This is a genomic window from Marinobacter algicola DG893 (assembly GCF_000170835.1).
GTDB lineage: Bacteria > Pseudomonadota > Gammaproteobacteria > Pseudomonadales > Oleiphilaceae > Marinobacter > Marinobacter algicola.
Genome location: NZ_ABCP01000010.1, coordinates 31,450 through 55,514, shown reverse-complemented (window position 1 = coordinate 55,514; position 24,065 = coordinate 31,450). Strand labels below are relative to the sequence as shown.

General features: G+C 55.4%; 20 protein-coding genes, 1 tRNA gene and 1 pseudogene. 10 read left to right on the top strand and 12 right to left on the bottom strand.

What is annotated here, in order from left to right; genetic code table 11:
- Positions 1–39 precede the first annotated feature (39 nt).
- Together MDG893_RS09240 and MDG893_RS09235 are read left to right on the top strand one after the other, a co-directional pair.
- Positions 40–255 carry a hypothetical protein gene (locus tag MDG893_RS09240; protein WP_007153502.1) on the top strand — a complete coding sequence of 72 codons (216 nt, stop codon included), beginning with the start codon at positions 40–42 and terminating at the stop codon, positions 253–255.
- A 584-nt stretch (positions 256–839) separates the two neighbouring features.
- A complete protein-coding gene (locus MDG893_RS09235; protein ID WP_007153500.1) occupies positions 840–2,036 on the top strand; it encodes a low temperature requirement protein A in 1,197 nt (398 codons plus the stop codon).
- 203 nt (positions 2,037–2,239) lie between these two features.
- Here the strand turns inward: MDG893_RS09235 and MDG893_RS20700 are convergent.
- Positions 2,240–3,285, bottom strand: a pseudogene (locus tag MDG893_RS20700) (cation:proton antiporter domain-containing protein); the annotation flags it as partial.
- A 322-nt stretch (positions 3,286–3,607) separates the two neighbouring features.
- Here MDG893_RS20700 and MDG893_RS20485 point away from each other — a divergent pair.
- Positions 3,608–3,811, top strand: a complete 204-nt coding sequence (locus MDG893_RS20485) for a hypothetical protein (protein WP_167319391.1) — start codon at positions 3,608–3,610, stop codon at positions 3,809–3,811.
- Between the two features lie 342 nt (positions 3,812–4,153).
- Here the strand turns inward: MDG893_RS20485 and MDG893_RS09220 are convergent, their stop codons facing one another.
- Entirely contained in the window at positions 4,154–6,730 is a 2,577-nt protein-coding gene (locus MDG893_RS09220) for a bifunctional diguanylate cyclase/phosphodiesterase (RefSeq protein ID WP_007153494.1), read from the bottom strand.
- A 628-nt stretch (positions 6,731–7,358) separates the two neighbouring features.
- Here MDG893_RS09220 and MDG893_RS09215 point away from each other — a divergent pair.
- The 3 genes from MDG893_RS09215 (at position 7,359) to MDG893_RS09205 (ending at position 9,405) form a co-directional block, all read left to right on the top strand.
- Positions 7,359–8,075, top strand: coding sequence for a hypothetical protein (locus MDG893_RS09215; protein WP_244264408.1), 717 nt, complete (start codon positions 7,359–7,361; stop codon positions 8,073–8,075).
- A 526-nt stretch (positions 8,076–8,601) separates the two neighbouring features.
- On the top strand, positions 8,602–8,892 hold the full coding sequence (locus MDG893_RS09210) for a hypothetical protein (RefSeq protein ID WP_007153491.1): 291 nt from the start codon (positions 8,602–8,604) through the stop codon (positions 8,890–8,892).
- 63 nt (positions 8,893–8,955) lie between these two features.
- Complete coding sequence (locus MDG893_RS09205; protein WP_007153490.1) at positions 8,956–9,405, top strand: hypothetical protein; 450 nt, start codon at positions 8,956–8,958, stop codon at positions 9,403–9,405.
- An 893-nt stretch (positions 9,406–10,298) separates the two neighbouring features.
- On the opposite strand, the gene MDG893_RS09195 is transcribed toward MDG893_RS09205, so the two are convergent.
- A protein-coding gene (locus MDG893_RS09195) for an IS3 family transposase (RefSeq protein WP_085985283.1) occupies positions 10,299–11,461 on the bottom strand; the annotation gives its coding sequence in 2 pieces (ribosomal slippage) (positions 10,299–11,206 and positions 11,206–11,461; 1,164 coding nt in all).
- Between the two features lie 243 nt (positions 11,462–11,704).
- Here MDG893_RS09195 and MDG893_RS09185 point away from each other — a divergent pair.
- Entirely contained in the window at positions 11,705–12,478 is a 774-nt protein-coding gene (locus MDG893_RS09185) for a hypothetical protein (protein ID WP_007153486.1), read from the top strand.
- 362 nt (positions 12,479–12,840) lie between these two features.
- Here the strand turns inward: MDG893_RS09185 and MDG893_RS09180 are convergent.
- The 4 genes from MDG893_RS09180 to rpsU all read right to left on the bottom strand — a co-directional run bounded on the left by MDG893_RS09180 (position 12,841) and on the right by rpsU (position 17,166).
- A tRNA-Ile gene (locus MDG893_RS09180) sits at positions 12,841–12,917 on the bottom strand.
- A 115-nt stretch (positions 12,918–13,032) separates the two neighbouring features.
- Complete coding sequence (rpoD, locus tag MDG893_RS09175) at positions 13,033–14,883, bottom strand: RNA polymerase sigma factor RpoD (RefSeq protein ID WP_007153485.1); 1,851 nt, start codon at positions 14,881–14,883, stop codon at positions 13,033–13,035.
- 181 nt (positions 14,884–15,064) lie between these two features.
- Complete coding sequence (gene dnaG / locus MDG893_RS09170; RefSeq protein ID WP_007153484.1) at positions 15,065–16,798, bottom strand: DNA primase; 1,734 nt, start codon at positions 16,796–16,798, stop codon at positions 15,065–15,067.
- Positions 16,799–16,950: 152 nt separating this feature from the next.
- A complete protein-coding gene (gene rpsU, locus MDG893_RS09165; protein WP_007153483.1) occupies positions 16,951–17,166 on the bottom strand; it encodes a 30S ribosomal protein S21 in 216 nt (71 codons plus the stop codon).
- Between the two features lie 239 nt (positions 17,167–17,405).
- On the opposite strand from rpsU, the gene tsaD reads away from it, so the two are divergent.
- Positions 17,406–18,461 carry a tRNA (adenosine(37)-N6)-threonylcarbamoyltransferase complex transferase subunit TsaD gene (tsaD, locus tag MDG893_RS09160; RefSeq protein WP_007153482.1) on the top strand — a complete coding sequence of 352 codons (1,056 nt, stop codon included), beginning with the start codon at positions 17,406–17,408 and terminating at the stop codon, positions 18,459–18,461.
- Here the strand turns inward: tsaD and plsY are convergent.
- The gene (plsY, locus tag MDG893_RS09155; protein WP_007153481.1) at positions 18,458–19,051 is read right to left on the bottom strand and encodes a glycerol-3-phosphate 1-O-acyltransferase PlsY; all 594 of its coding nucleotides are present in this window, start codon (positions 19,049–19,051) and stop codon (positions 18,458–18,460) included. The genes tsaD and plsY overlap by 4 nt on opposite strands.
- A 159-nt stretch (positions 19,052–19,210) precedes the next feature.
- Between plsY and folB the strand changes: the two genes are divergently transcribed.
- Both folB and folK (MDG893_RS09145) read left to right on the top strand, forming a co-directional pair.
- On the top strand, positions 19,211–19,567 hold the full coding sequence (folB, locus tag MDG893_RS09150) for a dihydroneopterin aldolase (protein WP_007153480.1): 357 nt from the start codon (positions 19,211–19,213) through the stop codon (positions 19,565–19,567).
- A complete protein-coding gene (gene folK / locus MDG893_RS09145; protein WP_007153479.1) occupies positions 19,567–20,085 on the top strand; it encodes a 2-amino-4-hydroxy-6-hydroxymethyldihydropteridine diphosphokinase in 519 nt (172 codons plus the stop codon). The genes folB and folK (MDG893_RS09145) overlap by 1 nt, the downstream gene beginning before the upstream one ends.
- Before the next feature lie 8 nt (positions 20,086–20,093).
- On the opposite strand, the gene pgi is transcribed toward folK (MDG893_RS09145), so the two are convergent.
- From pgi to folK (MDG893_RS09125), 4 genes are all read right to left on the bottom strand, one after another.
- On the bottom strand, positions 20,094–21,758 hold the full coding sequence (pgi, locus tag MDG893_RS09140) for a glucose-6-phosphate isomerase (RefSeq protein ID WP_007153478.1): 1,665 nt from the start codon (positions 21,756–21,758) through the stop codon (positions 20,094–20,096).
- A gap of 31 nt (positions 21,759–21,789) precedes the next feature.
- Positions 21,790–22,638, bottom strand: a complete 849-nt coding sequence (gene panC / locus MDG893_RS09135; RefSeq protein WP_007153477.1) for a pantoate--beta-alanine ligase — start codon at positions 22,636–22,638, stop codon at positions 21,790–21,792.
- A complete protein-coding gene (panB, locus tag MDG893_RS09130) occupies positions 22,635–23,429 on the bottom strand; it encodes a 3-methyl-2-oxobutanoate hydroxymethyltransferase (protein WP_007153476.1) in 795 nt (264 codons plus the stop codon). Before panB ends, panC begins: the two co-directional genes overlap by 4 nt.
- A 118-nt stretch (positions 23,430–23,547) precedes the next feature.
- Positions 23,548–24,063 carry a 2-amino-4-hydroxy-6-hydroxymethyldihydropteridine diphosphokinase gene (gene folK / locus MDG893_RS09125; RefSeq protein ID WP_007153475.1) on the bottom strand — a complete coding sequence of 172 codons (516 nt, stop codon included), beginning with the start codon at positions 24,061–24,063 and terminating at the stop codon, positions 23,548–23,550.
- Between the last annotated feature and the right edge of the window lie 2 nt (positions 24,064–24,065).

The window sequence follows — 24,065 nt, the reverse complement described above, 5'->3', positions numbered from 1 at the left end:
GCCCGCGGCTGAGCTTGGGCGTTATAGAAGAGGGATCTTATGAGTGCGGTGTTTGGAACAGTAGTGGCAGGCGATTCTGTTTATGTCCTTGGCCAGATAATCATCAAGTTCATCATCGAGCCTATCCTTGAATTCCGTCATCTTTTGGGAAGGTTCACTCAGTTCTTTCTTCGCAACCAGGGCGAGATGATCTCTGCCGAGGGAAGTGAGTCGACAGAAAATGAACTTTTCGTTCTAGCGTCCGAGTTACTCTAGAAAAGGCAGGCCATCATCTATTACTCACGGTTATCAGGCCTGTATGGCTTACCATCATCAGATAAAGTCTTGGATGCTGCCAAGAGCATTAATCAAATAGGAAATTGTGTTCGGACTGGCAAAGAAGAGCGGGCTGACGAACAAGAAAGAATCTATGAGGCTATGCGGAAGATCGAGAGCTCTCTCGGAATCAATGTCAGCTATAACAAGTGACTGTGGTTTTGCGCTCCGCCTGAATGTTCGCTTTGCGTAGTGAGCTATAGTGGCCTGACTTGCTGCGAATCTCTATCGATTTGGCATCAGCCGGGCTTACTACGAGATCGTTGACGAGAGGAGGTTGGCAGCGCTACTGGTTGAGGAGATCAAGAGCGGGGTTTCTCTACTCACCGGTAAACTGCGCATCACTCGGCGCGGGTATGCAGGCTGCACTGATCAGTGAGGACAGTGCGGCCGAGAATCTAATGGTGGCTGTGACTGCGCTAATACTTGCCGCCACGGTGGCGGCCCGGCGAGTAGCACGATAGACCGATCGACCTGGCGGGCGCATAATTCACCGCCAGAACAATAAGAAAAAGGCGTAGTGTATGGTAGTTAGCGATCTTCTCTGGCGGCGACCGCGCCATTACATGGATGTCGATGAAACCCACGACCGCGTGCACTGGGTGGAACTTTTCTTCGATCTGGTCCATGTAGTGACAATTTTCATTCTGGGGAATTACCTGTCCCATCATCTGGGGTGGCAAGGATTCTGGGTGTTTACGGGACTGTTCCTGGCGATTTTCTATGCCTGGGCAGACAGCTCGGTCTATAACTCGCTGTATATCTCCACGGACATGCCGCATCGCGTGGCGATGGCACTTAAGATTGTCACGATGATGACCGTCGCGGCGGCGATTCCTGACGTGGGCGGTGAAGGCTGGACGTATTTCGCGCTGGCCTATGCGTTGAATCGGGCGCTGACGGCCTATCTTTATTGGCGGGCGCGCTGTACCGACAACGCGACCAATGCGCTGGCGCAGGAACAGGCGCGGAATTTTTTCGTATTGGCCGGGGTGTTCGCGCTGTCGGCTTTTTTGCCCACACCGGTCGCCTACTGGGTCTTTGCCGCCGGCGTGGCAGCAATCCAGCTGCAGTACATGCTGCCGCGCGTGGGCACGCTCCGCTTCGAACGCTTTGTGCCTCAACTCGGACACATCTCGGAGCGCTTCGGCCTTCTGATGTTGATCTTGCTGGGTGAAGGCTTCTTTAAGCTGGTGGTCACGCTGGCCGAGAAGGGCGTCTACAGCGTCAGCGCGGGTACGCTGTTCAATGTGACCATGGGCGGCTTGTCCCTCTTCGCGCTGGCCTGGACTTATTTCGACTGCGCCGGCAATGAAAAACCGAAGAGCCGCACCAGTGCCGTGCTGCTGAGATACTGGTTTGCTCACATCGTGATTTTGTGGAGTGCGGTGACGATTGGCGTTGCGCTGGCCGGAGAAGTCTACGTCGGCCTGTGGGAGCCTTATCCGCCCGGCTACGCCGCGCTTGGCTCTGTCGGCCTTGCGGTTTTTTTAGCTTCGCTATGGGCGCTGCGTCGAACTGTGGCTGATGCCACCGACAACTACCACAGCGCCGGTCTGAGGCTGTTCGGCATTGTCATGGCGCTGGTTGTGCTAGCCGTTCACCCCCTCGTACCGTCGATTGTCAGCAACGGGCTTTGGGTCCTGGCGCTGTTCTCGCAGATTGGTGTGCCGATTTTTCTAGCGGTAAGAGATGCGCGCCGGTCTGATAAAATACTGTGATGGAACATGGCTACGCCCATGCAATTTGACAGATAGCCGTCAGGGATTCGATGCGCCCTTCTTATGCTCACTAAGCCGTAGAACCACATTCTTTTCGGAAGTATTCATCAAGCCGGCCTTTTTGTTTTCGTGATCAGTGATTGTCCGTCGGCGCTGTCCACGCCGGCGCTTCGTCCTCAGTTCGCCGTGCGTCCTCCCGCATGGCGTGCCTCGGCAATGCCGGCCGTTTCCAGTAGCTGGATGCGGGTGGCGTCGCCAAAGTAACTTTTCAGTTGGATTCGGCGCAGGTTTTCGATCTGCTCCAGGGCGTGGTCCAGGGCAACGCTCGGAATGTTGTTGGCGCGAAGCAACCGGCAGACGATCTGCCCGAAGCGGCCGACCCCTGCCACGATCACCGGCGCCTGCTCTTCTATCTCATCCGGCCCCGCTTCTTCATTGGAGGCCTTCTGATAGCGCGGCAGCACCACTCGGTCATAGACAATGAACAACAGCGGCGTCAGGAACATGGAAAGGGCCACGACCAGTGACAGCATCTGCGCGGTGTCCGCCGGGATCACACGGTTTTGGGTGCTGTAGGTCAGCAGCACAAACCCGAATTCACCGGCCTGGGCGAGCCCGAGGGTGAACAGCCAGCCATCACTGCTGCGGATGCCGAAGGCGAGGGCCAGACCAACCAGAATCAGGGCCTTGCCGATGATCACCGCCAGGGCGAGAAGCATGACGATATCCCAGGACTCCGCCAGAACGCCGAAATTGATTCCCGCGCCCACGGTAATGAAGAACAGTCCCAGCACCAGCCCATGGGCCCAGCCCGGCAGGTGCTCAACCAGGCTGAGGCTGCAGTGCCCCCTCGCTGCCACTGGGGGAGATGCCGGGCACGGCCAGCAGCGGGATGATGGCCAGCATGGGAATCACCGCAATGTCCTGGAGGAGCAGCACCGAGAAGGCACTCGGCCGCTGCGGTGAGTGCCACTTGCAGACCACCCAGGCCGAGCAGCCGCACCCGCATGGCCCAGAGGGATTTGGGGTCCAGCTCCATGCCGACCAGGAACAGCATCATCACCACGCCGAACTCGGCAAAATGCTGAAGCGTGGTGGTCTCTTGGCCAACGAGACCGATCACCGGCCCAATGACCACACCAGCCACCAGGTAACCCAGTACTGACCCCAACCCCAGGCGTTTGGCCAACGGCACCGCGATGACCGCCGCCACCAGGTAAATAAACGCCTGAATAAAGTAGTCAGTCATTAGAGTCGTCAGTTATGTCCGTCGGCTGATAATTAGATATTCGTTCTTGTAACCTTAGACCAAAGGCCGCATTTCATCTCCCGTTTCGAAACCGGGGACAGATCAGACCTGCTTTACTTCACCACTATGTCCAGCGCGGACATCTTCGGGCCCATGAACATCTGAGAAGCCTCTCCTGCGCTGGCGCTCGGCAAAGCCATGACGTTGTCCGGGCAATCTTACTTTACTTGTACTGACATGTGTTAGGAGACAAATTTCGTTTTGAAGATGGCGAAGCGTATGAAGTCGAAGTAGAGGACTACCACCGGGTAAGATGAAGACGATGGCGATTCTTAATACTGCCGGTGTGCAGCGCAAACCTTGGGTTGGCGGGCGTTATAGCCAAGGAGAATTTCGTGAAGAAACTGAGTCTACACGAGGCTTTGGGAATTTTTCCGAAAATGCCATCACGATTGCCGGCAATGGGTTTGTTGATCAGATGGTACTAATCCGAGAAGGTGCCTCGTTTAAGCCAAATGTGTATTGATGGCTGCATGAAACGGGGAAGCTTGAAGATCCAGCGAGTTCGTTCCATGTGATCAAAATGGTTAACGAGACGTGGTTTTAGTTTCGCCGAATGTTCGCTTTGCGACCCAAGGCTACTCACGGACCTCAGCGAACAAGAGCGAATACTCGCGCCACCACCATTTCAGACGTTATGCCGCCCATACGTTGAGTGATGAAGATGGTGACGGCAGAAAGATGCCTCTTAGGCCCAGGTTGGCCATTTGTGTTGATGGCTGATCACCCCAAGAGGGGTTGTATGTTGGCGTGGAGGAGAAATGGCAACAGTGGCGTTTGGCTAAAGTCGGGCGAGTATGACGGAGTGTCATCTCGCTGGATTCACCGGCAATAGGTCAGGCAGCTTTTTCAAGTCCGCGAGAGGCATTGGCTGGGCAAACAGATACCCCTGCAGGATATCGCAGTGCCGACGGGCCAGGTCGTCCTGCTGCTCACGGGTTTCTATCCCTTCCGCAACCACGATCATATCCATGTGGTGAGCCATGGTAATCACGCCCTGAACGATGGCGGCTATCCGGTGATCTGTCGTGGTTTTCTCCACAAAGCTTCGATCGAGTTTCACCTTGTGGGTGGGCAAATCCCGAAGATAGCTTAGGCTGGAAAAGCCGGTTCCGAAATCATCCAGTGCCACACGTACGCCCAAGGTTTTCAGGGTTTCCATTAGCTCGATTACGGGCTCGGCACCATCAAGAAGAACACTTTCCGTCACCTCCAGTTCCAGCAGTTGTGGCGGAAGCCCCGTTTCTGCCAGCACCCGGCGAACGTCATCCAGAAAGCCGCCGCGGATGAACTGCAGCGATGAAATGTTAACGGCAACACGTAGCCCTCTTTCCCGCTGGGCATTGAAGTCTGCGATTTCTATGCAGGCCTGTTTGAGGATCCAGAGGCCGAGCGGAATGATCTGACCAGTCTGCTCGGCCAATGGAATGAACTCACCGGGGGAGATCATCCCCCGGGTAGGGTGTTTCCACCGTACCAAAGCTTCGACACTGCGCATTCGTCCAGTGACAGCGTCCACCAGGGGCTGGTAATGGATTTCAAACTGGTTTTCATTCAGAGCGGTGTGAAGGTCATGCCTCAGCTTAACGCTGTGCTGGCTGCGTTCGGCTTTAAGGCCACTGTGCCATTGCCAGGTGTTTTTGCCTTGCCGTTTGGCCCGCTCCCGGGCAATGTCTGCAAACTGCAGTAATTCATGAGGGGCGTCCAGAGGGGCGCTGTTACAGGCGATCCCAATACTGGCACTAATGTGGACCATCTGGCCGTCCACGTCGATCGGCTTTGCAAGATGTACCAATATGCGCTCGGCCAGTTGGGTGACCTCTTTGCGATTTGTGTACCCAGGTAGCAACAAACCAAATTCATCCCCAACCAACCGGGCAACGGTTGCCTCAGGTGCCGTCAAGTCTGCCAGTCGCCGGGCAATGGTTATGAGTACCTGGTTGCCAACATGATGCCCCAGTTCGTCATTGATGGGCTTGAATCCGTCCAGGTCCAGATACAGGACAGCTAACGCTCCACGCCCACCATCCAGAATCAGTGCGTCATGCAGCGTCTCTTGAAACGAGACCCCATTGGGTAAGCCGGTAAGCAGGTCATGGGTGGCCTGGTAAGTAATCTGGGCTTCCTGCTCCCGTTGGTGGGTAACATCCTGCTGAGTGCCAATAAAGTGAGTGCAAAGGCCGTCATTACCGAACACCGGGCTGATCCTGAGGTGATTCCAGAAAGGCGTACCGTCCTTTCGGTAGTTAATCAGTTCGACATTGACCTCGGTTTGGTGGTGCAGTCCCTGCCGTATGGTTTCGAGCGCTTCCAGAGCAGTTTCTTCTCCCTGAAGAAAGCGGCAGTTGCTTCCCATGACCTCGTCGTAAGAGTAACCGGTCATTTCAGTGAATGCGGGGTTGGCATAGACCACTGGCATGTCTGGACTGCGTGCGTCCACCATCAACATACCGTTGGGATTTGCTTCAATGCCACGCTTGAGCAAATGCAGGTCTGCATCCTGATGTTTACGATCAGAAATGTCCCGGCAGAGACCATAGACGCCGACAATCTCACCCTGGATGATGACCGGGAAGTTGGTGACCTCCAGGAAGTAGGGATGGCCGAAGGCGTGAGTGCCTATGGTTTCGTAGGTGATGACTTCACCGTTTCGAGCTCTGTCGAATGCTGCCTGGGTCTGTGGGCGATAATCAGGTTCAATAAATAGATTGAAGTGAAGGCCGTACACCTTACCCGCCGAATAGCCAGAAATTTTTTCCAATGCCTTGTTACAGCTCTGGAAGCGACCATCGAGGTCGAACGTGTATACAGCATCTGGATGGTTGTCGAACAGGGTCCGGTGCCACTCGGAGAGGGTTCTATGGTTCTCAGCGTCCCGGTGTCGGAGAATGGCCAGGGCGACCAGAGCTGCGCCCCGGGCCAGGTTGCGTTGAGCGCCCGCAGTTGGGGTGGCTGGAGCGCGGTAGTAGGTGGCAAAGGTGCCCAGGAGCTCATTTTTCGAGGTCAGAATCGGCATGGACCAGCAGGCGCGGACTCCTTCTGCCTCGGCGATGTCATGGAAGCCCGTCCAGCGGCGATCTTCCTGAATATTGTCAGTAATAACTAAGTCTTCAGTAAAGGCCGCAGTACCACAAGTGCCCTTGTTCTCAGCCACCTGAATATCCTGCATGGCCTGGAAAAAACGATCTGAAAACCGATCGCTGGGTATTAAACTGAGGCTGTTTGAGGCTGGATGAAATTGCATGATGGAAACCAGCGCACCGGGCATCATGCTGCCGACCCAGTCGGCTATCGCGTCCAGCGTCTGTTCCAGCGGGTGTTGCTGGGCAATTAGTTCATGGATGTTCTGCTGCGCTTCCAGCACAGAATATTCTATGTCGCTCATGGTGCGATGCCCTGCTGACAGGTGGAGTTCTTCTCAGAAATCCCTCTACGCGCAATCTCCAGAGCAACTCTGAGCTGGTCACTAGATGACGAACCCCGATCTGTTTAACGATTATTTTTATCGAGCATGTCCCGAAAGCCGGTGAACATACGCATTGATACAAAATTGCAGCGTGATTCGAACTCAATGAAGTATCGGCAACAGTCGCAAAAATGGAAAATATTTTAAGTAACCATTTGTTAAAACTCGAAATATACGTGGAGCGACAGCTTTGTTTCCGCAGCTAGCGAGAGCAATCTGTGGGCGTCCTGAAACTGTTTGCCAAAAGAGCAAGATTTAACGGAATTCGTTTCTTCAAGTCACCGTGTGGATGTCCTGTTGTGCGCCAGACATATCCGAAGCTGGCGAAATAGTAGCAAGCTGTCTACTCTGGATTGAGACAGCTAAGCCAAGGAGGCATCAGTGGAACACTATTACTCAAACGACAACCCACAAAGCACCGGTGAGCATGAGGTGCATAGAGAGGGTTGCCAATTCATGCCTGAAATTCTGAACCGGACCTATTTGGGCATGTTCGCATCATGCAGAGATGCTCTCGAAGCGGCCCGACAAAAATATGACAATGTGGATGGCTGTTTCTTCTGCGCTAACGCTTGTCACAATCGATAACAGAATGATGAGCAATCTCGACCAGAACACTCTGGATTCCAATAGACGGGATAAGTTGGTAAGTATCGCCAACAGCGCTGCTGGCGTGCTTCCAGGTGTCGGAACCCTCATTTCTGAAGTGATGACGGCCATCATCCCAGACCTGCGCTTGGAGCGCATGGTTGCCTTTTTGAAACAGCTTGATTCCGAAGTCGCAAACATTCACGGGCGACTGGATACATTTGAGCAACACCTTCAAACTGAAGAAGGTTTGGATCTCTTGGAGGAAGGCTGCGTCCAAGCATCCAGGGCAGTATCTGCAGACCGCAAAGAGCGTCTTGGACGCTTGGTTGCCAAGGCGCTGTCAACCGAAGAGTTGCGCTATGAGGAAATCCGGAAATTACTCAATATCTACCGAGAACTAACAGACCCGGAGATCATTTGGTTAATTTATTATTCTTTGAATCCGGTCTTTGGAGATGGGCCGCATAAAGAATGGGCGAAGCTGCACCCAGAAATATTGGAACCGGTAAGCAAAACAATGGGGGCTTCTCAGGAACAAATCGTCAAGGCAGCGCTTCAGGAGAGCTACAAGCAGACTCTGCAGCGGTTCGGGCTTGCCGAGCAGAAAGGTAATCGCCTCAGTGTCACGACACTTGGTCGAATGCTCGTGCAGTATATCCAGGCTGAGGATTGATTTCCCTGACCTTCGCCTTGGAGCTAACAGTCGTCATCCAGCGGATCACACTCTACGTAAAGAAGGCTCCGATCGGAAACGCTGGTTTAACCTATACGCACTGTCGTTGTTCATGGAACTTGCCAGGCTCCAATAAGCCACCTTCAAACAAGAGCCTAGCTGCTCAGGGGCTTGCTCTGATTCATCAGATGGTTCATCTAGCGCATTTATTGGGTTTCTCATGAACTTACTCGCCCGCTGGAGGCCTTTTCCCGCTGTCTGCTAAACAAAAGCGGACATTCGAGCCAGGCCTTTCCTCCAGAGCCTCCAAGCTAAATCACAGCAATTTCATCCAGTATGATTGCCGGAGCACATTGCAGACGCTGAATGATTACATGGCAAAGATGGCAATGCTCGGCTAAGCTTCTGTTTTATCAATTTTTATGCAGCGCGATTGATGGTTCAAAATCAGTAATAATGACACAGTCAAAGTTCTGCAATGATAAAACGCGCTGCCTAATATCTGTTATTTTTTCGGAGAGAGACAATGGACGATTCAGAGAAAGTTGCTCAAATAGAAGAGTTTTTCTCAAAAAATTATCCAGAATCAGAAGTATTGCAACAGCATGACCTTGATCGAGGTTTATACAATTATTATGTGAATAGTAGGTCAGAGGGCAGATTAGTATTTAAAATATCGGAACAATGCGTAGATGATAACGATATAGACTCTATTTTAGATGCCCTCAGCGCGCGTGTGATCGGTGTACTTGAAAGTAATCCAAAGATGGAAGTACTCCTTCGTAAAGACTTCACAATTGAGGTTAATGATCTGTAATTAGTCAATTAAAGATAAACAATTGTTATGTCAGTATGACAAGACTATGCCGAGGAAATAGATATGAGGACATTGATCGCTGGACTTGTTCTCACGGCCACCGGGACATTTGCTTTTGGGCAAGGCCAAAATCCGGCATTTGAGGCGATATGCAAGGATGTGAATACGCATGGATATCGCGACGCAACAGATTTTCGTGAAGACCAATCGGGCGGAGTTTGGACGACTGCGGAAAAGTTTGGGTCTATGTGGAAATTCACGTTTACCCCTCCTGACCAAATCCGTATTGATGAAAAAATGGGCTATGTCCTTGCCCAAAATCCCGGATTAGTAATTGTTGTAGAAGCCCCCGGAAATAATGGGAATGCGGCGGGGGTTTGGACGTACGCAATACATATTGGAATGCAGAAAGTTGTTGGGTCTCAAGTCAGCGGGTACGGCGGCTACGGAGCGCCAACAAGCGGAGTAAAGGCGCGTTCTACGAATTTCGACTGTAATTTCCAGCTAAAATAGGCACGTCACGTCACCATCGCAGGCACGGCGACTCCTTTTCCATTGTGGCTTCGCATCCATTCCAAAGCTGCGCATGCTGCGCGCGTCATGTGTATTTGTACAGACTGTATGCTTGAACAGTTTTTGGCCAGGGTGTAGGCTATTTTTGTGTACAAAATTCGTACACCAATAGGTTAGGGTAATTCTGGAATGCTCGCACCCTTGAGGAGGGGTCAAGATGGCTGTCAAGCATACACCAACAGGTGAAGTTCACAGCGGTAGCAAAGGCGGTAAAACTGGTTGCGGTTTCGATACTCGTGACAACCCCAGTCACTGGGTTTCATCGCATGAAAGGATCACGTGCGGCAAAAACGGCTGCAAAAACTAATTCTTACATGGCTTGCTTCCGTTGTAGTTGGCCTGAGATCAGGTCAAACGGGAGCAAACCACATAACCCGTTAAATAAGTACGGTCCGACCTTCGGCCTCCACCGGAAGCCCCTTTCGAGCCGCCTATTTCAGCTTTAAGTGGTCAATGAAGGCCGCGATAATACCTCTAAGGAGAATTGAAAATGTCAAAGGAAAGTCAGGTAACTCAGTGGCTCAAAGAAAACACGAATTTATCATGGACGCGTACCAGCGGGGACGCCCCGGCAGTTAAGCGGGATCGCCTATTCATAAACCGTAGTGAAGGTTATGAGATCAGGGACTTTATCCTCCAGTACTATGATGAGTGCGACCTTGCGCATAAACCGGAGAACTACGAGATTACCCTGAAAAAAATCATGGCATACCGAAAGGGTGAGAAGGTCAAAACTCAAGACCTACTAAGCCACCTAAAAACCAAACTTAAATCGTAGCCCGGTAACACTTAATCAGTGCACGCACTGCGACGCCCATTACATTGTGTAGTGGTCAACTCATCCCGGACAGTATTTTAAGGTTTTCCTCAGCCGCAACCGGCGAAATGCCGTCGTTGAATGTGTGCGGTCGCTGTCGGTTGTAGTAGTCCATCAGATAGCCACCCACATCTTTTTTCGCCTCGGGGAGGTTCCGATATCCTAGAGCCGGTATCCATTCAGATTTCAGGCTCCGGAACAGTCTCTCCATCGGTGCGTTGTCCCAGCAGTTGCCACGTCGGCTCATGCTTTGTGTCATTCGATAGCGCCAGAGCCTCTGACGGAACTTACGGCTGGCATACTGACTTCCCTGATCTGAGTGGAACATGACCTTTTCTGGTTGACCACGCTGTTCCCAGGCGTGATCCAGAGCCTTGACCACCAAATCGGCATCGGGGCTGGATGACATCGCCCAACCAACAACTCGTCGGGCATACAAATCCAGAACGACAGCCAGATAACTCCACCGCTGGCCGCTCCAGACATAGGTGATGTCACCACACCACGCCTGATTGGGCCGGCCTAACGTAAACTCACGAGCCAGATGGTTCGGGATATCCGGTCGCTCAACGGTCGCCTGCTTGTAGGCGTGAGGACCCGGCTGCTTACAGATCAGCCCCAGTTCACTCATCAATCGTCGAACCTTGAAGCGCCCAATAACAACGCCGTCGTCATTGAGCATGCCCTTGATCGTTCTACTGCCGGCAGAGCTGCGGCTCTTGGTAAAGAGACGGTTTACCTGAGCCTTCAGGGCCAGACGCTCAACATTCACGTGCTTCCGCCGTTGGCGGTACTCGTAATAGCTGGAACGGCTGATATCAAACGCATTGCAGACCATTTCAACAGGCATTTGCTCACTCAACTGGTCTATCAGCGCGTACGATTCATGTCGTCCGACATCAAGAGAGCGGTAGCCTTTTTTAGTATGTCTTTCTCCTGTTGAAGGCGCTTGCAGCGGGCTTCCAGCTCCTGAATACGGCGCTGCTCCGGGGTTAACGCCTTGCCCTTCGGGGTGACACCGTCACGCTCCTCGGTCAGTTGGTTAACCCAGCGCCGGATAGCGCTTTCGCCAATTCCCAGGGACACGCTCGCCTGGGGAATCGTGTAACCTTGATCAAGCACCAGGCTGGCTGCTTCCTGTTTGAACTCAGGAGAAAAAGAACGTCGCTTTCTGGTCATCAGACACCTCGTTTATGGTGGCGATCTTACCACCTACGCTGGTGTCCGGAATCATTGAACCACTACAGAGATAACTTTGTTGAGGCAGCAAAATTATATCGATCAAGCGTCCCCAGCTAACCAGCACAGGAACGGCGACGCCTACTATATTGCGCCTTCGGCTCCATGCCGTGAGCGAGCATACTACAAGCGTTAGCATATTAACGCTCCAACACTCTTAATCAAGAAATTGAAGATCTTTTGATGGTGAATAGTCAGAGATTTCCGAGCTGGGCTCCAAAGGAAGTTATTTCGGAGTGGAAAGAGGCATGTGACGAGGTGGACTATTGGAAGCGTCGCTTTCCAACAGCGGAACCTGATACTGAGCAAGCCGATCTTTTATATAGGTTGCTAACGTACCCCGATATGAAATCGGTATGGGAGAAGCTTCCCAAATACCAAATAAGAGCTACTTCGTTCGCGAGCATGGTTCAATTGTCGTCGATTTATATAGAAACGAAGCCTCACAATCTCACGCCAAAAGATTACGAGAGTTGGTTAATTGAAGTAAAAGAAACAGCTATGAAGCTCGCGAAGTTAATTGAATTTAGTCGCTACGATCAGCTCTTACAAGAAAGGTATTTTTCCAAGCGTAGCAAGTTAATGCTCGAAAATCTTGTAGGCCACTCCCTAAAATTCTTCGACCCCAACATAGATGCTGAGCAACATGCGAACACCGAACCTGAGTACAAACAATGGCCCGATTTGAGTCCCGGGTTGTTATCAGCGAATCTCCGAAAGTTAGCAACCTTGGACTCGGATGATCAGGTGGGACTGCTTGGTAATGAGCAGTCATCCGTAAAGCTTGAAAAGCCAAAGCATCCTAATGCTAAGCGTAGCTATTTTATAAAAAGATTAACTCAGCTGATCCGCAGTGAGACTGGGCAGCCATTGCGAGAAATAGTTGCTAAGACCACCGCAACTGTATTCGACGATCCGACATTGACGGAGCGCCAGATCATACGGACAGCACCCTGACACAATATTGGATTTTCCCCGGTTTTGTGTCATGGGTGAACAAGTACAAGCAAGTTTACTCTCACCTCACTGATAAAAGCAGGAGGTGAACGAAAGTGATACTTAGGATTAGATTTGAAATTCGGGTAAGAGTGAACGACAAGGTTTTCCTTTACTTCTCTAGAATCGCACGAGCAATTGCTATGTTGGTGATTTGCTTATTCTGACGAAACGAGTAAGGGCGAAGTCGACATATTGACGCTTCGCCCTCATTTTGGAGCCGTGCATCCTGGCTGGCGTGACTCGTCTGATCCGAATGTTCGCTTTGCGACCAAAGCGGACGATTTATGGTTTCAATACCAGTTTCAAAAATACTGGGGGAGTGGTGGGCCCACCTGGACTCGAACCAGGGACCAAAGGATTATGAGTCCTCTGCTCTAACCAACTGAGCTATAGGCCCTTTTTTCAGCCGATGCTGTTTAAAGGTGTGCTTTTTGGGATGTCGCTTCCGGGCAGGAGCAACAAAGCGGGCGCCATTATACCGGTGAGGGGTGGCGCCCGCTACTGTTGTGGTGTTATCCGTTGCCCTGATCGTCAATGAAGCCGCGCAGGTGGTCGGAGCGGGAAGGGTGGCGCAGTTTGCGCAGAGCCTTGGCTTCGATCTGGCGGATTCGCTCGCGGGTTACGTCAAACTGCTTGCCCACTTCTTCCAGGGTGTGGTCGGTGTTCATTTCAATACCGAAGCGCATGCGCAGCACCTTGGACTCGCGCGCGGTCAGGCCGGAGAGCACGGAGCGGGTAGCTTCGCGCAGGCCTTCGGCGGTGGCGGAGTCGACGGGCGACAGTGCCTGGATGTCTTCAATGAAATCGCCCAGGTGGCTGTCTTCGTCATCACCGATCGGGGTTTCCATGGAGATCGGTTCCTTGGCGATCTTCAATACCTTGCGGATCTTGTCCTCGGGCATTTCCATGCGCTCGCCCAACTCTTCCGGCGTGGGCTCGCGGCCCATCTCCTGCAACATCTGACGGGAGATGCGGTTGAGCTTGTTGATGGTTTCGATCATGTGCACCGGAATACGGATGGTGCGGGCCTGGTCCGCGATGGAGCGGGTGATGGCCTGACGAATCCACCAGGTGGCGTAAGTGGAGAACTTGTAGCCACGGCGATACTCGAACTTGTCAACGGCCTTCATAAGGCCGATGTTGCCTTCCTGGATCAGGTCGAGGAACTGCAGGCCGCGGTTGGTGTACTTCTTGGCAATGGAGATAACCAGACGTAGGTTGGCTTCCACCATCTCCTTCTTGGCACGGCGGGCCTTGGCTTCGCCGATGGAGACGCGGCGGTTGATTTCCTTGATGTCGGAAACGTCCAGGTCGACTTCGGTCTGGATGTTGGCAATGCGCTTCTGCAGGCGCACGACTTCGTCGATGCGCTCGGCAATCAGCGGTGCGTAGGGCTTCTTGCCCTTGGACATCTTTTCGGCCCAGTCCAGGCTGGTTTCGTTGCCGGGGAACGACTTGATGAAATCCTTGCGCGGCATCTTGCACTCACGCACACAGATTTTCATGATCGCACGCTCGTTCTCACGCACCAGATCGTTGGTGGAGCGAACCACGTTTACAAGCTCATCAAAGGCCTTGTTGCCCAGCTTGAACGGCGCAAACACCTGTCCCAGCTCGTTCAGGGCTTCCTGGGTTTTCTTGTGGCCGCGGCCGTGTTTGGCCAGGCTTGCATCGGCAGCATCGAGCTTTTCTTTCAGCAGCTCAAAACGCAGACGGGTCTCTTCCGGATCCGGACCGCTTTCGGTTTCTTCTTCGCTGTCGTCATCGTCATCATCATCGTCGGAAGAATCGTCTGAGGTGCTTGACGTATCCGGGGTTGTGTCTTCCTCCATGAACGGCTCGGCGCCATCAGGATCGAGGAAACCGGAGACGATGTCGCTGAGGCGGCCTTCATTCTCGATGATGCGGTCGTAGGCCTGGATAACGGTGCCGGTGATGCCGGGGAAGTGGGCCACGGCAGCCATGACATCGCGGATACCTTCCTCGATGCGCTTGGCAATGACGATTTCGCCTTCGCGGGTCAGTAGCTCCACGGTGCCCATTTCGCGCATGTACATGCGGACGGGGTCGGTGGTGCGGCCGGCGTCGGATTCTACGGCAGCGAGTGCGGCGGCGGCTTCGGCGGCCGCTGCTTCGTCAGCGGTGGAGTCACCGTCGGTCATCAGCAGCGTGTCCGCGTCCGGTGCCACTTCAGACACCTGGATGCCCATGTCGTTAATCATGCGAATGATGTCTTCGACCTGGTCCGGGTCAGCAATGTCTTCCGGGAGGTGGTCGTTTACCTCGGCGTAAGTCAGGTAACCTTGTTCCTTGCCTCGTGCAATGAGGTCTTTAAGACGTGATTTCTGCGAATTGCCTGACATAGACACCCTGTGAACTCGCTGGTAAAAGGAAAAAAGTGAAACAGCCATTATAGCTGTCGCTCGGTTGCTCTGCCACCGGATGGTTAGATGGTGATCAACACTCCAAGTTTCAAGTGCAGTGCCGTTTCCGGCGGCAGTTATTGCGTTTTTTGGCCCGCCGGCTCTCGTTTTCTGGCGCTGGTCAGTCGTCGTTCTGTCCGGTCAGTGCCTTCAGTTCCTGCCGCTCTTCGGCGCTAAGGTCTGCCAGGCTACGTTTTTCCGATAGTAGAGACGTTAGCCGCTGCTTGCGCGCCACTTCCCGGTTCGGATTCAGCATTTCCCTGGCGCCAGCCAGGGTCTGCTCCCGTGCGGGGATGTGCTCAATGCCATCGAACAGGTTGTAAAACTGTTCCCTGGCGCGGTTATCCGTTGCCAGCTCACGGACAAGGGAGCGCCGGTCTTTGATGGCGCGTTCCAGAATCCAGCCGGCGAACTGGCCTGCCTGCCGGTATTGGCGGCTGCTACGGCAGAGTTCAGCAATTTCGCTGGCCATGTCCGGTGCTTCCAGCAGGGCCAGGCAAAGCTGGGTATCCTTGCTGAGTTTTACGTCGATCCGTTGTTCCTGCACCCGGCGCTCGCCGTAGCCGCCCTTGCCGTTTGGCTGGCGGCGGTTCTGCCAGTCACCCCGGTTGTTGCCACACAGTCGCAGCATCTCATGCCACATGGCATCCCTGAGGGTGCTCCTGGGCATTTTCTTCAGCAGCGGTTCTACCCGTGCCTTCAGCTCACCCCGGTCTTCCGGCAGCGTCAGGTCCAAGCCTTCGCTCTGTCGGTTGAACAGGTAGCGAGACAGGGGCGTCGCGCCGTTGATGCGTTCCTGGAACGCGTCGGGGCCTTCCTTGCGCACCAGCGTGTCCGGGTCTTCACCGTCCGGCATCATCAGGAACTGCAGATGAAGGCCGTCGGTCAGCAATTCCAGCGCATTTTCCAGGGCCTTGTCGGCCGCCCGATAACCGGCCTGGTCGCCATCAAAACAGAACACCAGGTGCCGTACCTGCTTCAGCAGTGCCGACAGGCTGTCCTGGTTTGTGGCTGTGCCCAGTGTGGCCACGGCAAAGTGGATGCCATTCTGCGCGAGCGCAATGACATCCATGTAGCCTTCCACCACCAGCAGCCTGTCGAGTTGGCGGATCGACTGTTTGGCTTCATAAAGGCCGTAGATTTCGCGGCTCTTATGGAACACATCAGACTCCGGAGAGTTGATGTACTTGGCCTTGTCATCACCCAGTGTGCGCCCGCCGAACGCAATGGTCCGTCCGCGGCTGTTGCGGATCGGGAACATCACCCGGTTGCGAAACAGGTCCCTGGGCCGCCCGTAGCGGTCGGACACGGTGCCGGTTTCAACCAATGGACCCTGCAGATCCCTGCTGGCACTGTCGAACAAGGCAGTGCCGGTACCAGGGGCGTAGCCCAACTGGTATTGTTCAATGATGCTGTCGTCCAGGCCCCTCTGTTTGAGGTAGTCCCGGGCGAATTCACCCTGCTGGCCCTTCAGGGCTGACTGATAGAAGCGGCTGGCGTAATCCAGGGCGTCCGTCAGTGTTCGCGCCTGCTGCATTTCCTGGCGCGCGCTCTGGTCGTAGGGCACTTCCATACCGGCTCGGCGGGCCAGTTCCTCGACCGCATCAGTAAAGCCCAGGCCGTCGAATTCGCGGACAAAACTGATGGCATCGCCATGGGCGCCACAGCCAAAGCAGTGGTAAAAGCCCTTATCCGGCCGAACGTTGAAAGACGGCGTCTTCTCATCGTGGAAGGGGCAGCGGGCCTTGTAGTTGCCGCCGGCCTTTTTCAGGGTGATACGTGATCCGATCAGCTCTGCCAGGTCTACCCGGTCGAGCAGGTCTTCAACAAAGCGTTGCGGGATCAGTCCACTCATGATGTCTCCGGTCGCGCGGAAAGTGCCGGGCCTGGAAGTACAGCCAAAAATGCCGCCGAAGCCAGGCCTCGGCGGCATTTTGGTATCGCTCTGTGCAACCTGTGGCTATACAGGCGATTATAGGCTTGCAGTCAAGCGGCGTCCGGTAAAGCTTAGTACAGACGCTCGAACTTGCGCTGTTCCCGCTGAAGCTTCTTGAGATGACGCTTGACGGCTGCAGCTGCCTTACGCTTGCGCACGGCTGTCGGCTTCTCGTAGTGCTCACGGCGACGTACTTCCGACAGAACGCCTGCTTTTTCGCAGGAGCGCTTGAAGCGACGAAGGGCTACGTCAAACGGTTCATTCTCTTTCACTTTAACAGCTGGCATTCGAAAATCACCTACCTGATTGATTCGGTTTCAGTTTTGTCTGATCGACCTGTCTGTCAAATCGACTCGATACCTGGTCAGATTGGCTAAAACTCGACCAGTGCGTATTTAAGGCCGGCAATGATAGCGCCTGCCCATGGCCAAGGTCAATGTTTGTTCGATGAAACTGACGGAGGGTTTCGGGTTTCTGCTAAAATGCCTCGTTTACGTTTACCTGCCCGGAGTTGTGGCCCTTACTTATGCTGATTCTCGGTATTGAAACCTCCTGTGATGAAACCGGCGTTGCCCTCTATGACAGCGAGCGTGGGCTGCTCGCGCATGCGTTGTTCAGCCAGATTGATATGCATGCAGACTACGGTGGTGTGGTGCCGGAGCTGGCCTCACGCGACCATGTCCGCAAATTGCTGCCGTTGTGTGACCAAGTGCTTGCCGATGCTGGCCGGGTTCGCGCTGATATCGAAGGCATTGCCTACACCGCCGGCCCCGGGCTGGTGGGTGCGCTGATGGTTGGTGGTTCCGTGGCCCATGCCCTGGGGTTTGCCCTGGGTGTTCCCGTGCTGGGGGTGCATCACATGGAGGGCCACTTGTTGGCGCCGATGCTGGAGGACAATCCTCCGGCGTTTCCCTTCGTTGCCTTGCTGGTCTCCGGTGGTCATACCCAGTTGGTTCTGGTGAAGGGTATTGGCGAATATGAAATGCTGGGTGAGTCGGTGGACGATGCCGCCGGTGAAGCCTTTGACAAAACCGCCAAGATGCTAGGGCTGGATTATCCTGGCGGACCGAGGGTGGCTGCGCTGGCAGAGAAGGGCGCGCCGGGGCGCTATCGGTTCCCGCGCCCGATGACCGACCGGCCGGGGCTGGATTTCAGTTTCAGTGGCCTGAAGACGTTTACCCTCAATACGGTAACTGCCGCAGAACGTGCCGGGGGGCTGGATGATCAGACCCGCGCCGATATTGCCTTGGCCTTCGAGGCAGCGGTGGTGGATACACTGACCATCAAATGTCGCCGTGCCCTGGAGCAGACAGGTTGCAAGCGTTTGGTGATTGCCGGTGGCGTTAGCGCCAATAACCGGTTGCGTGCCGGGCTTGAGAAAATGACAGAGAAACTTCGTGCCGCCGTGTTCTACGCCCGCCCCGAGTTCTGCACGGACAATGGCGCCATGATTGCCTACGCGGGTTGTCAGCGCATGAACGCAGGCCAGCAGGATGGCGATCGGATTGTGGCGGTGCCGCGCTGGCCGATGAACACACTGCCACCGGTTGGCGAGCCACGGACGAACGGGTTGGTGGACTAGAAGCCCGGTTCCCGGCCCTGGGCCATACGGATCAGGTTGTTGCGGTGACGTACCACAATCAGGATGGCCAGCAGGCCGAACAGCGGCAAGGTGTCGGGTTCGATCAGCGCACTGATGATGGGGCCGCTCACAATGGCTACAATCGAGGCGAGCGCTGATATCTTCCAGCGCCACATCACCAGGGCCCAGATGGCGGCCAGCAGAAGAGTGGTTGCTGGCGCTAGCGCAAGCCCCGCGCCCAGCGCAGTCGCCACGCCTTTTCCACCCTTGAACCTATAAAACAACGGAATCATATGCCCCGTCACCGCGCACAGCGCCACCATGGCCTGGGAAAGAATGGTCAGGTCTGCCTGGTGGGCAAGCCATACCGGAAGCCAGCCCTTGGCGGCATCCAGAAACAACGTCAGTGCTGCCGGCGGCCATCCGCCGTTGCGGTAGACGTTAGTGGCGCCGGGATTTCCGGAACCCTGGGCGCGTGGGTCCGGCAGGTGCCAGGCGCGGCAGACCGGCAGTGCAAACAGCACCGAGCCCACCAGGTAGGCCAGGGCGCACAGTAGAACGGTCAGTACCGGGTCACTCAGGTAGCTCATCGGTGGCGATCATTGGCAAAGTGAAAAAGACGCAAAGACGCGTACTGGTCATTTGTGAGAAAATGCCGGCCCCGCGACGAAGCAGGTCAGATTTTACACAGTATCCGCTGCCTGCGCGTTATTCAATCAGCAAAGAGTGTAAGCCCGGGAGTGCCTCTGTTGACAGATAGTGTACTGATCGAAGGTCTGGCCGTTGAGGCAATCATCGGCGTGTACGACTGGGAGCGTGAAGTCAGTCAGCGACTGTTGGTAGACCTGGAGATGGCTTGGGATAACAGGGCTCCAGCGGCCTCGGATGATGTCGGTGACGCCCTGAACTACGCTTTGGTCAGCGAGCGGGTCTCAGGCTACCTTGTCGAGGCTCGCCCGCAATTGCTGGAAACCGCTGCAGAAGGCATTGCAGGTTTGCTGCAGAGCGAGTTCAACGTGCGCTGGGTCAAGTTGACCCTTCGTAAGCCCGGCGCTGTTCCGGCTGCAGTGGCCGTGGGTGTAAAGATTGAACGGGGGAGCCGCTGATGGCGCGGGTGTATATCAGTATCGGTAGTAACATTGACCGCGAGCACTATGTCACAGCGGCGCTGGATGCACTGGCTGGCTGGTTTGACGAACCGCTTATCTCATCTGTCTACGAGAGCGAGTCCGTCGGTTTTGATGGCTCGCCCTTCTACAATCTGGTGGTGGGCGTCGATACCGACCTGAGCGTGGCCGAGCTGTCGGCCCGCTTCAAGCAACTTGAGGCAGACAATGGTCGACGGCGGGATGTGCCAAAGTTCAGCCCCCGAACACTGGACCTGGATATTCTCACCTACGATCTCGAGGTGGGCCGGGTTGATGGTGTCGAGCTGCCTCGGGGCGAGATTCTGAAAAACGCCTTTGTGCTGTTGCCGCTGGCGGAGATTGCGCCGACCGCCGTTCATCCGGTCTGCGGTGAGTGTTACCAGGTACTGTGGCAGGCCTATGACCGTGACCAGAAACTGTGGCCGGTGGACTTTACCTGGCAGGGCCGACGCATCTCGCAGGCCTCCGCTCGCTAATCGGGCTTTTATGATCCGTGATGCGAGCGGTATAGCTGGATCAGGCTGGCCGTTGAACTGTCGATGACCTCGCTGCCTTCAGCAGCATCGCCGGTCAAGCGGTCCAGTATGCCTTTGCCCATCTGTTTTCCCAGCTCCACACCCCACTGATCGAACGAATCCACATCCCAGATAATGCCCTGAACAAACGTGCGGTGTTCATAGAGCGCGATCAGCGCGCCGACGGTTTCCGGCGTCGACTTATCCATTAGCAGGGTGTTGCTGGGTTTGTTGCCTGGAATCACCTTGTGAGGGGCCAGTTTGTCAATATCCTCATCGCTCATGCCCTCGGCCTTCAGTTCCGCCTTGGCCTCGTCCAGCGTCTTGCCGGACATCAGCGCCCGTGACTGGCTCAGGCAGTTGGCAAACAGGGTGACGTGGTGACTGGCGACCGGATTGTGTGTCTCGAGAGGAATAATGAAATCCGCCGGGATCAGGCGCGTGCCCTGGTGCAGTAGCTGGTGGAAGGCGTGTTGACCGTTGGCCCCAACACCGCCCCAGATCACCGGGCCGCTTTGATAGGTTAGCGGCTCACCGCCCTGGGTCACGCTCTTGCCGTTACTTTCCATGTCCAGTTGTTGCAGGTGCGCGGGCAGGCTGCGGAGGTAATGGTCGTAGGGCAGGATGGTGTAGGTTTCCGCGCCCCAGAAGTTGTTGTACCAGAGCCCCAGCATGGCCATGACCACAGGCAGGTTCTGCTCTAGTGGCGCGGTATGGAAATGTTGGTCCATGGCGTTGGCGCCGGAGAGCAGGGCACGGAAATTCTCCATGCCGATGGTCAGTGCCACGGGCAGGCCGATGGCGGACCAAAGTGAGTAGCGTCCGCCCACCCAGTCCCACATGGGGAAGATGTTGTCTTCGGAGATGCCGAAGTTAACGGCTTCCGGGGTATTGGCAGTAACCGCCACGAAGTGCTTTGCGATCTGGTCTTCGCTGCCGCCATTGTTCAGGAACCAGTTCCGGGCCACTTTGCTGTTCTCCAGGGTTTCCTGGGTACGGAAGGATTTCGACTGGATCAGGAACAGGGTGGTTTCCGGGTTAACCCGGCGCAGTATCTCGGCCATCTGGGTGCCGTCGATGTTAGCGACGTAGTGGCCCTTCAGCTGGCCGTGCCAGTAGGGGCGTAGAGCTTCCGATACCAGTTTGGGGCCGAGGAAGGAGCCGCCAATGCCAATACTGACCACATCCGTAAAGGTCTTGCCGGTATGCCCTTGCCAGCGTTTGCTAAGCACGTCGTCTACGAACTGCTCCATGCGATTCAGCGTGCGTTCCACTTCCGGCGCGATGTCCATGCCGTCAACGTGGATGGGAGCGCCGCTGGTGTCCCGCAGGGCGATGTGCAGCGCCGGACGCTTTTCAGTGACATTGATGTGGTCGCCACGAAACATGGCTTCGATCCGCTCCGGTACACCGCATTCCCTGGCCAATGCCATCAGCTTTGCCAGGGTGTCATCGGTCATGCGGTTGCGGGAGTAATCCAGCGACAGGCCACCGCCGCGAACGAAAAAACGGCTGGCTCTGTCCGGGTCGCTGCTGAAAAGTTCCCTCATGTGAGTGCTTTTCAGTTCCGCCTGATGTGTCTTCAGTGCCTGCCACTCGGGCCGGCTGGTGAGTGGTACAGAGCCCTGGGACATTATGGAATCCTTTCGGTCAGTGGGTGTCGGATCAGCGGGTGATCGACAGGTTGTCGATCAGTCGTGTGGTGCCCAGAAACGCTGCCACCAGCAGTGTCAGTTCGGTATCGTCGGCGCTGGCCGGTTTCAGGGTCAGGCTGTTGGCGATGTTGAAATAATCCGGGCGTAGTCCCGCTTTGCTGAGGACATTGTTGGCCTCTTGGGACAGCACTGTGAAATCGGTCCGGCCTTCTTGAATCTGTTCTGCGGTGTCTTTGAGTGTCTGATAGACAGCCGGTGCAATGGTGCGCTCGGCCTCGGTGAGGAATCCGTTGCGGGAGCTTTTTGCCAAGCCGTCTTCTTCGCGAACGGTCGGGCTGCCGATGACTTCCACCGGTATCATCAGATCCTGGGTCAGTTTGCGAATGACAGCCAACTGTTGGTAATCCTTCTCGCCAAACACAGCGATATCCGGCTGAACCATATTGAACAGCATGGTGACGACCGTGGCTACACCCTCAAAGTGTCCGGGCCGGCTGGCGCCGCAATGGCCCTCACTGACTTCCGGAACCGTAATGCGGGTGTGCCGGGCCAGTCCCTCGGGGTAGATTTCTTCGTTGGAAGGGGCGAACACCAGGGTGCTGCCGGCCGCCTCAAGCCGCTCCTGATCTTCAATCAGTGTGCGGGGGTAGGTGTCCAGGTCTTCCGTGGCGCCAAACTGCATCGGGTTCACGAAAATACTGGTTACAACAATGTCGGCCGCTTCACGGGCCTTTCTGACCAGTGAAATATGCCCTTCATGCAGGTTGCCCATGGTGGGAACCAGTCCGATACGTTTCCCTTGCTGGCGATAGCTGCGCAGCATGGCACGGAGTTCTTTGAGCGTATGTACGGTTCTCATGCCTTGAACGTATGCTCCTCGGCGGGGAATGAGCGGTCGCGAACAGCGGCCACATAGGCTTCGATGGCACCTTTGATGGAGCCGGACTCCGCCAGGAAGTCCTTCACAAAGCGCGGTTTGCGGCCGGTAACCATGCCCAGCATATCATGGACAACCAATACCTGGCCGTCAGTGTCTGCGCCGGCGCCAATGCCGATCACCGGTGCTTGCACGGCCTGGGTGATCCTGGCTGCCAACGGTGCAGGTACGCATTCCAGCAGGATCGCATCGGCGCCCGCAGCCACCAACTCACTGGCGTGTTCAATCATCAGCTCGGCGTGCTTTTCGTCCCGGCCCTGGACCTTGTAGCCGCCAAACTTGTTGACGAACTGCGGAGTCAGGCCCAGATGGGCGCATACCGGCACGCCGCGTTCGCTCAGGGCGTGAATGGTGTCTTTCATCCAGTCGGTGCCTTCCAGCTTGACCATGTGAGCGCCGGCGCGCATCAGCTCGGCGGCGTTCTCCAAGGCGGCTTCGGTAGTGCCATAGGTCATGAACGGCATGTCGGCCATGATCAACGAGCCCCGATTACCCTTGGCCACAGAGGATACGTGGTACACCATCTGGTCCATGGTCACGGGAAGTGTGCTGTCGTGCCCCTGAAGCACCATGCCGAGAGAATCGCCAATCAGGATGACATCAACGCCGGCCTCACTGACGATTTGAGCAAAGGTGGCATCGTAGGATGTCAGAACGGAGAAAGCTTCGCCCTTCTGCTTGTAATCGCGTAGAGTATTGATGGTAACAGCCATAGAATCCTTGCCTTGTGGGTGGATGGGCCAGACCGGGCCGGGTGTATGCCGGCATCCAGGCCATTAGGGTAATCCGGGGGTGTGTTTGTGGCAATAGCCGCACGCCAAGCCGTTGGTCTCAAGCGGGCGGGAAAGGTGTCCGTTCCACTGGATTGAGTTTTTGCAGGTGGTTGTCGGGGCATTGTTGTCGCAGTTGTGCAACGGTACGGCCGTCCGGCAGTGCCAGCCCGGGCTCCAGGTCCAGTAATGGCTGCAAGACAAAATCGCGATTGGCAAGCTCGGCGTGGGGTACGTTCAGGCGTTCGCTGGCGATGGTTTCATGGCCATAGAGGAGCAGGTCCAGGTCCAGGGTTCTCGGCCCCCAGTGCTGTATGCGTTTGCGGCCATGAGCCTGTTCAATGGTCTGTAGCTGGTCCAGAAGTTCCAGGGGGGAGAGTTCCGTGCGTAACCAGGCCGCGCCGTTTACGAAGTCTGGCTGTTCCTGCGGGCCCACCGGCTTGCTGCGATAAAAAGGGGACTGGGCCACAAGTTCAGTTTTCGGCAGCGCAGCCAGCCGGGCTACGGCACCGGCCAGTTGCGCGGAAGGGTCGGCCTGGTTGCTGCCGAGCCCGATAAAAACATCCGTGGCCGTCATCG

Coding starts and splice junctions, on each gene's coding strand:
- panC (WP_007153477.1), bottom strand. CDS start 22,638: ATGAGAACCGTACATACGCTCAAAGAACTCCGTGCCATGCTGCGCAGC.
- MDG893_RS09215 (WP_244264408.1), top strand. CDS start 7,359: ATGGCTGTTTCTTCTGCGCTAACGCTTGTCACAATCGATAACAGAATG.
- MDG893_RS09205 (WP_007153490.1), top strand. CDS start 8,956: ATGAGGACATTGATCGCTGGACTTGTTCTCACGGCCACCGGGACATTT.
- MDG893_RS09240 (WP_007153502.1), top strand. CDS start 40: ATGAGTGCGGTGTTTGGAACAGTAGTGGCAGGCGATTCTGTTTATGTC.
- MDG893_RS09185 (WP_007153486.1), top strand. CDS start 11,705: ATGGTGAATAGTCAGAGATTTCCGAGCTGGGCTCCAAAGGAAGTTATT.
- MDG893_RS09235 (WP_007153500.1), top strand. CDS start 840: ATGGTAGTTAGCGATCTTCTCTGGCGGCGACCGCGCCATTACATGGAT.
- rpoD (WP_007153485.1), bottom strand. CDS start 14,883: ATGTCAGGCAATTCGCAGAAATCACGTCTTAAAGACCTCATTGCACGA.
- MDG893_RS09210 (WP_007153491.1), top strand. CDS start 8,602: ATGGACGATTCAGAGAAAGTTGCTCAAATAGAAGAGTTTTTCTCAAAA.
- rpsU (WP_007153483.1), bottom strand. CDS start 17,166: ATGCCAGCTGTTAAAGTGAAAGAGAATGAACCGTTTGACGTAGCCCTT.
- MDG893_RS20485 (WP_167319391.1), top strand. CDS start 3,608: ATGGCGATTCTTAATACTGCCGGTGTGCAGCGCAAACCTTGGGTTGGC.
- folK (WP_007153475.1), bottom strand. CDS start 24,063: ATGACGGCCACGGATGTTTTTATCGGGCTCGGCAGCAACCAGGCCGAC.
- plsY (WP_007153481.1), bottom strand. CDS start 19,051: ATGAGCTACCTGAGTGACCCGGTACTGACCGTTCTACTGTGCGCCCTG.
- panB (WP_007153476.1), bottom strand. CDS start 23,429: ATGGCTGTTACCATCAATACTCTACGCGATTACAAGCAGAAGGGCGAA.
- MDG893_RS09220 (WP_007153494.1), bottom strand. CDS start 6,730: ATGAGCGACATAGAATATTCTGTGCTGGAAGCGCAGCAGAACATCCAT.
- tsaD (WP_007153482.1), top strand. CDS start 17,406: ATGCTGATTCTCGGTATTGAAACCTCCTGTGATGAAACCGGCGTTGCC.
- folK (WP_007153479.1), top strand. CDS start 19,567: ATGGCGCGGGTGTATATCAGTATCGGTAGTAACATTGACCGCGAGCAC.
- pgi (WP_007153478.1), bottom strand. CDS start 21,758: ATGTCCCAGGGCTCTGTACCACTCACCAGCCGGCCCGAGTGGCAGGCA.
- dnaG (WP_007153484.1), bottom strand. CDS start 16,798: ATGAGTGGACTGATCCCGCAACGCTTTGTTGAAGACCTGCTCGACCGG.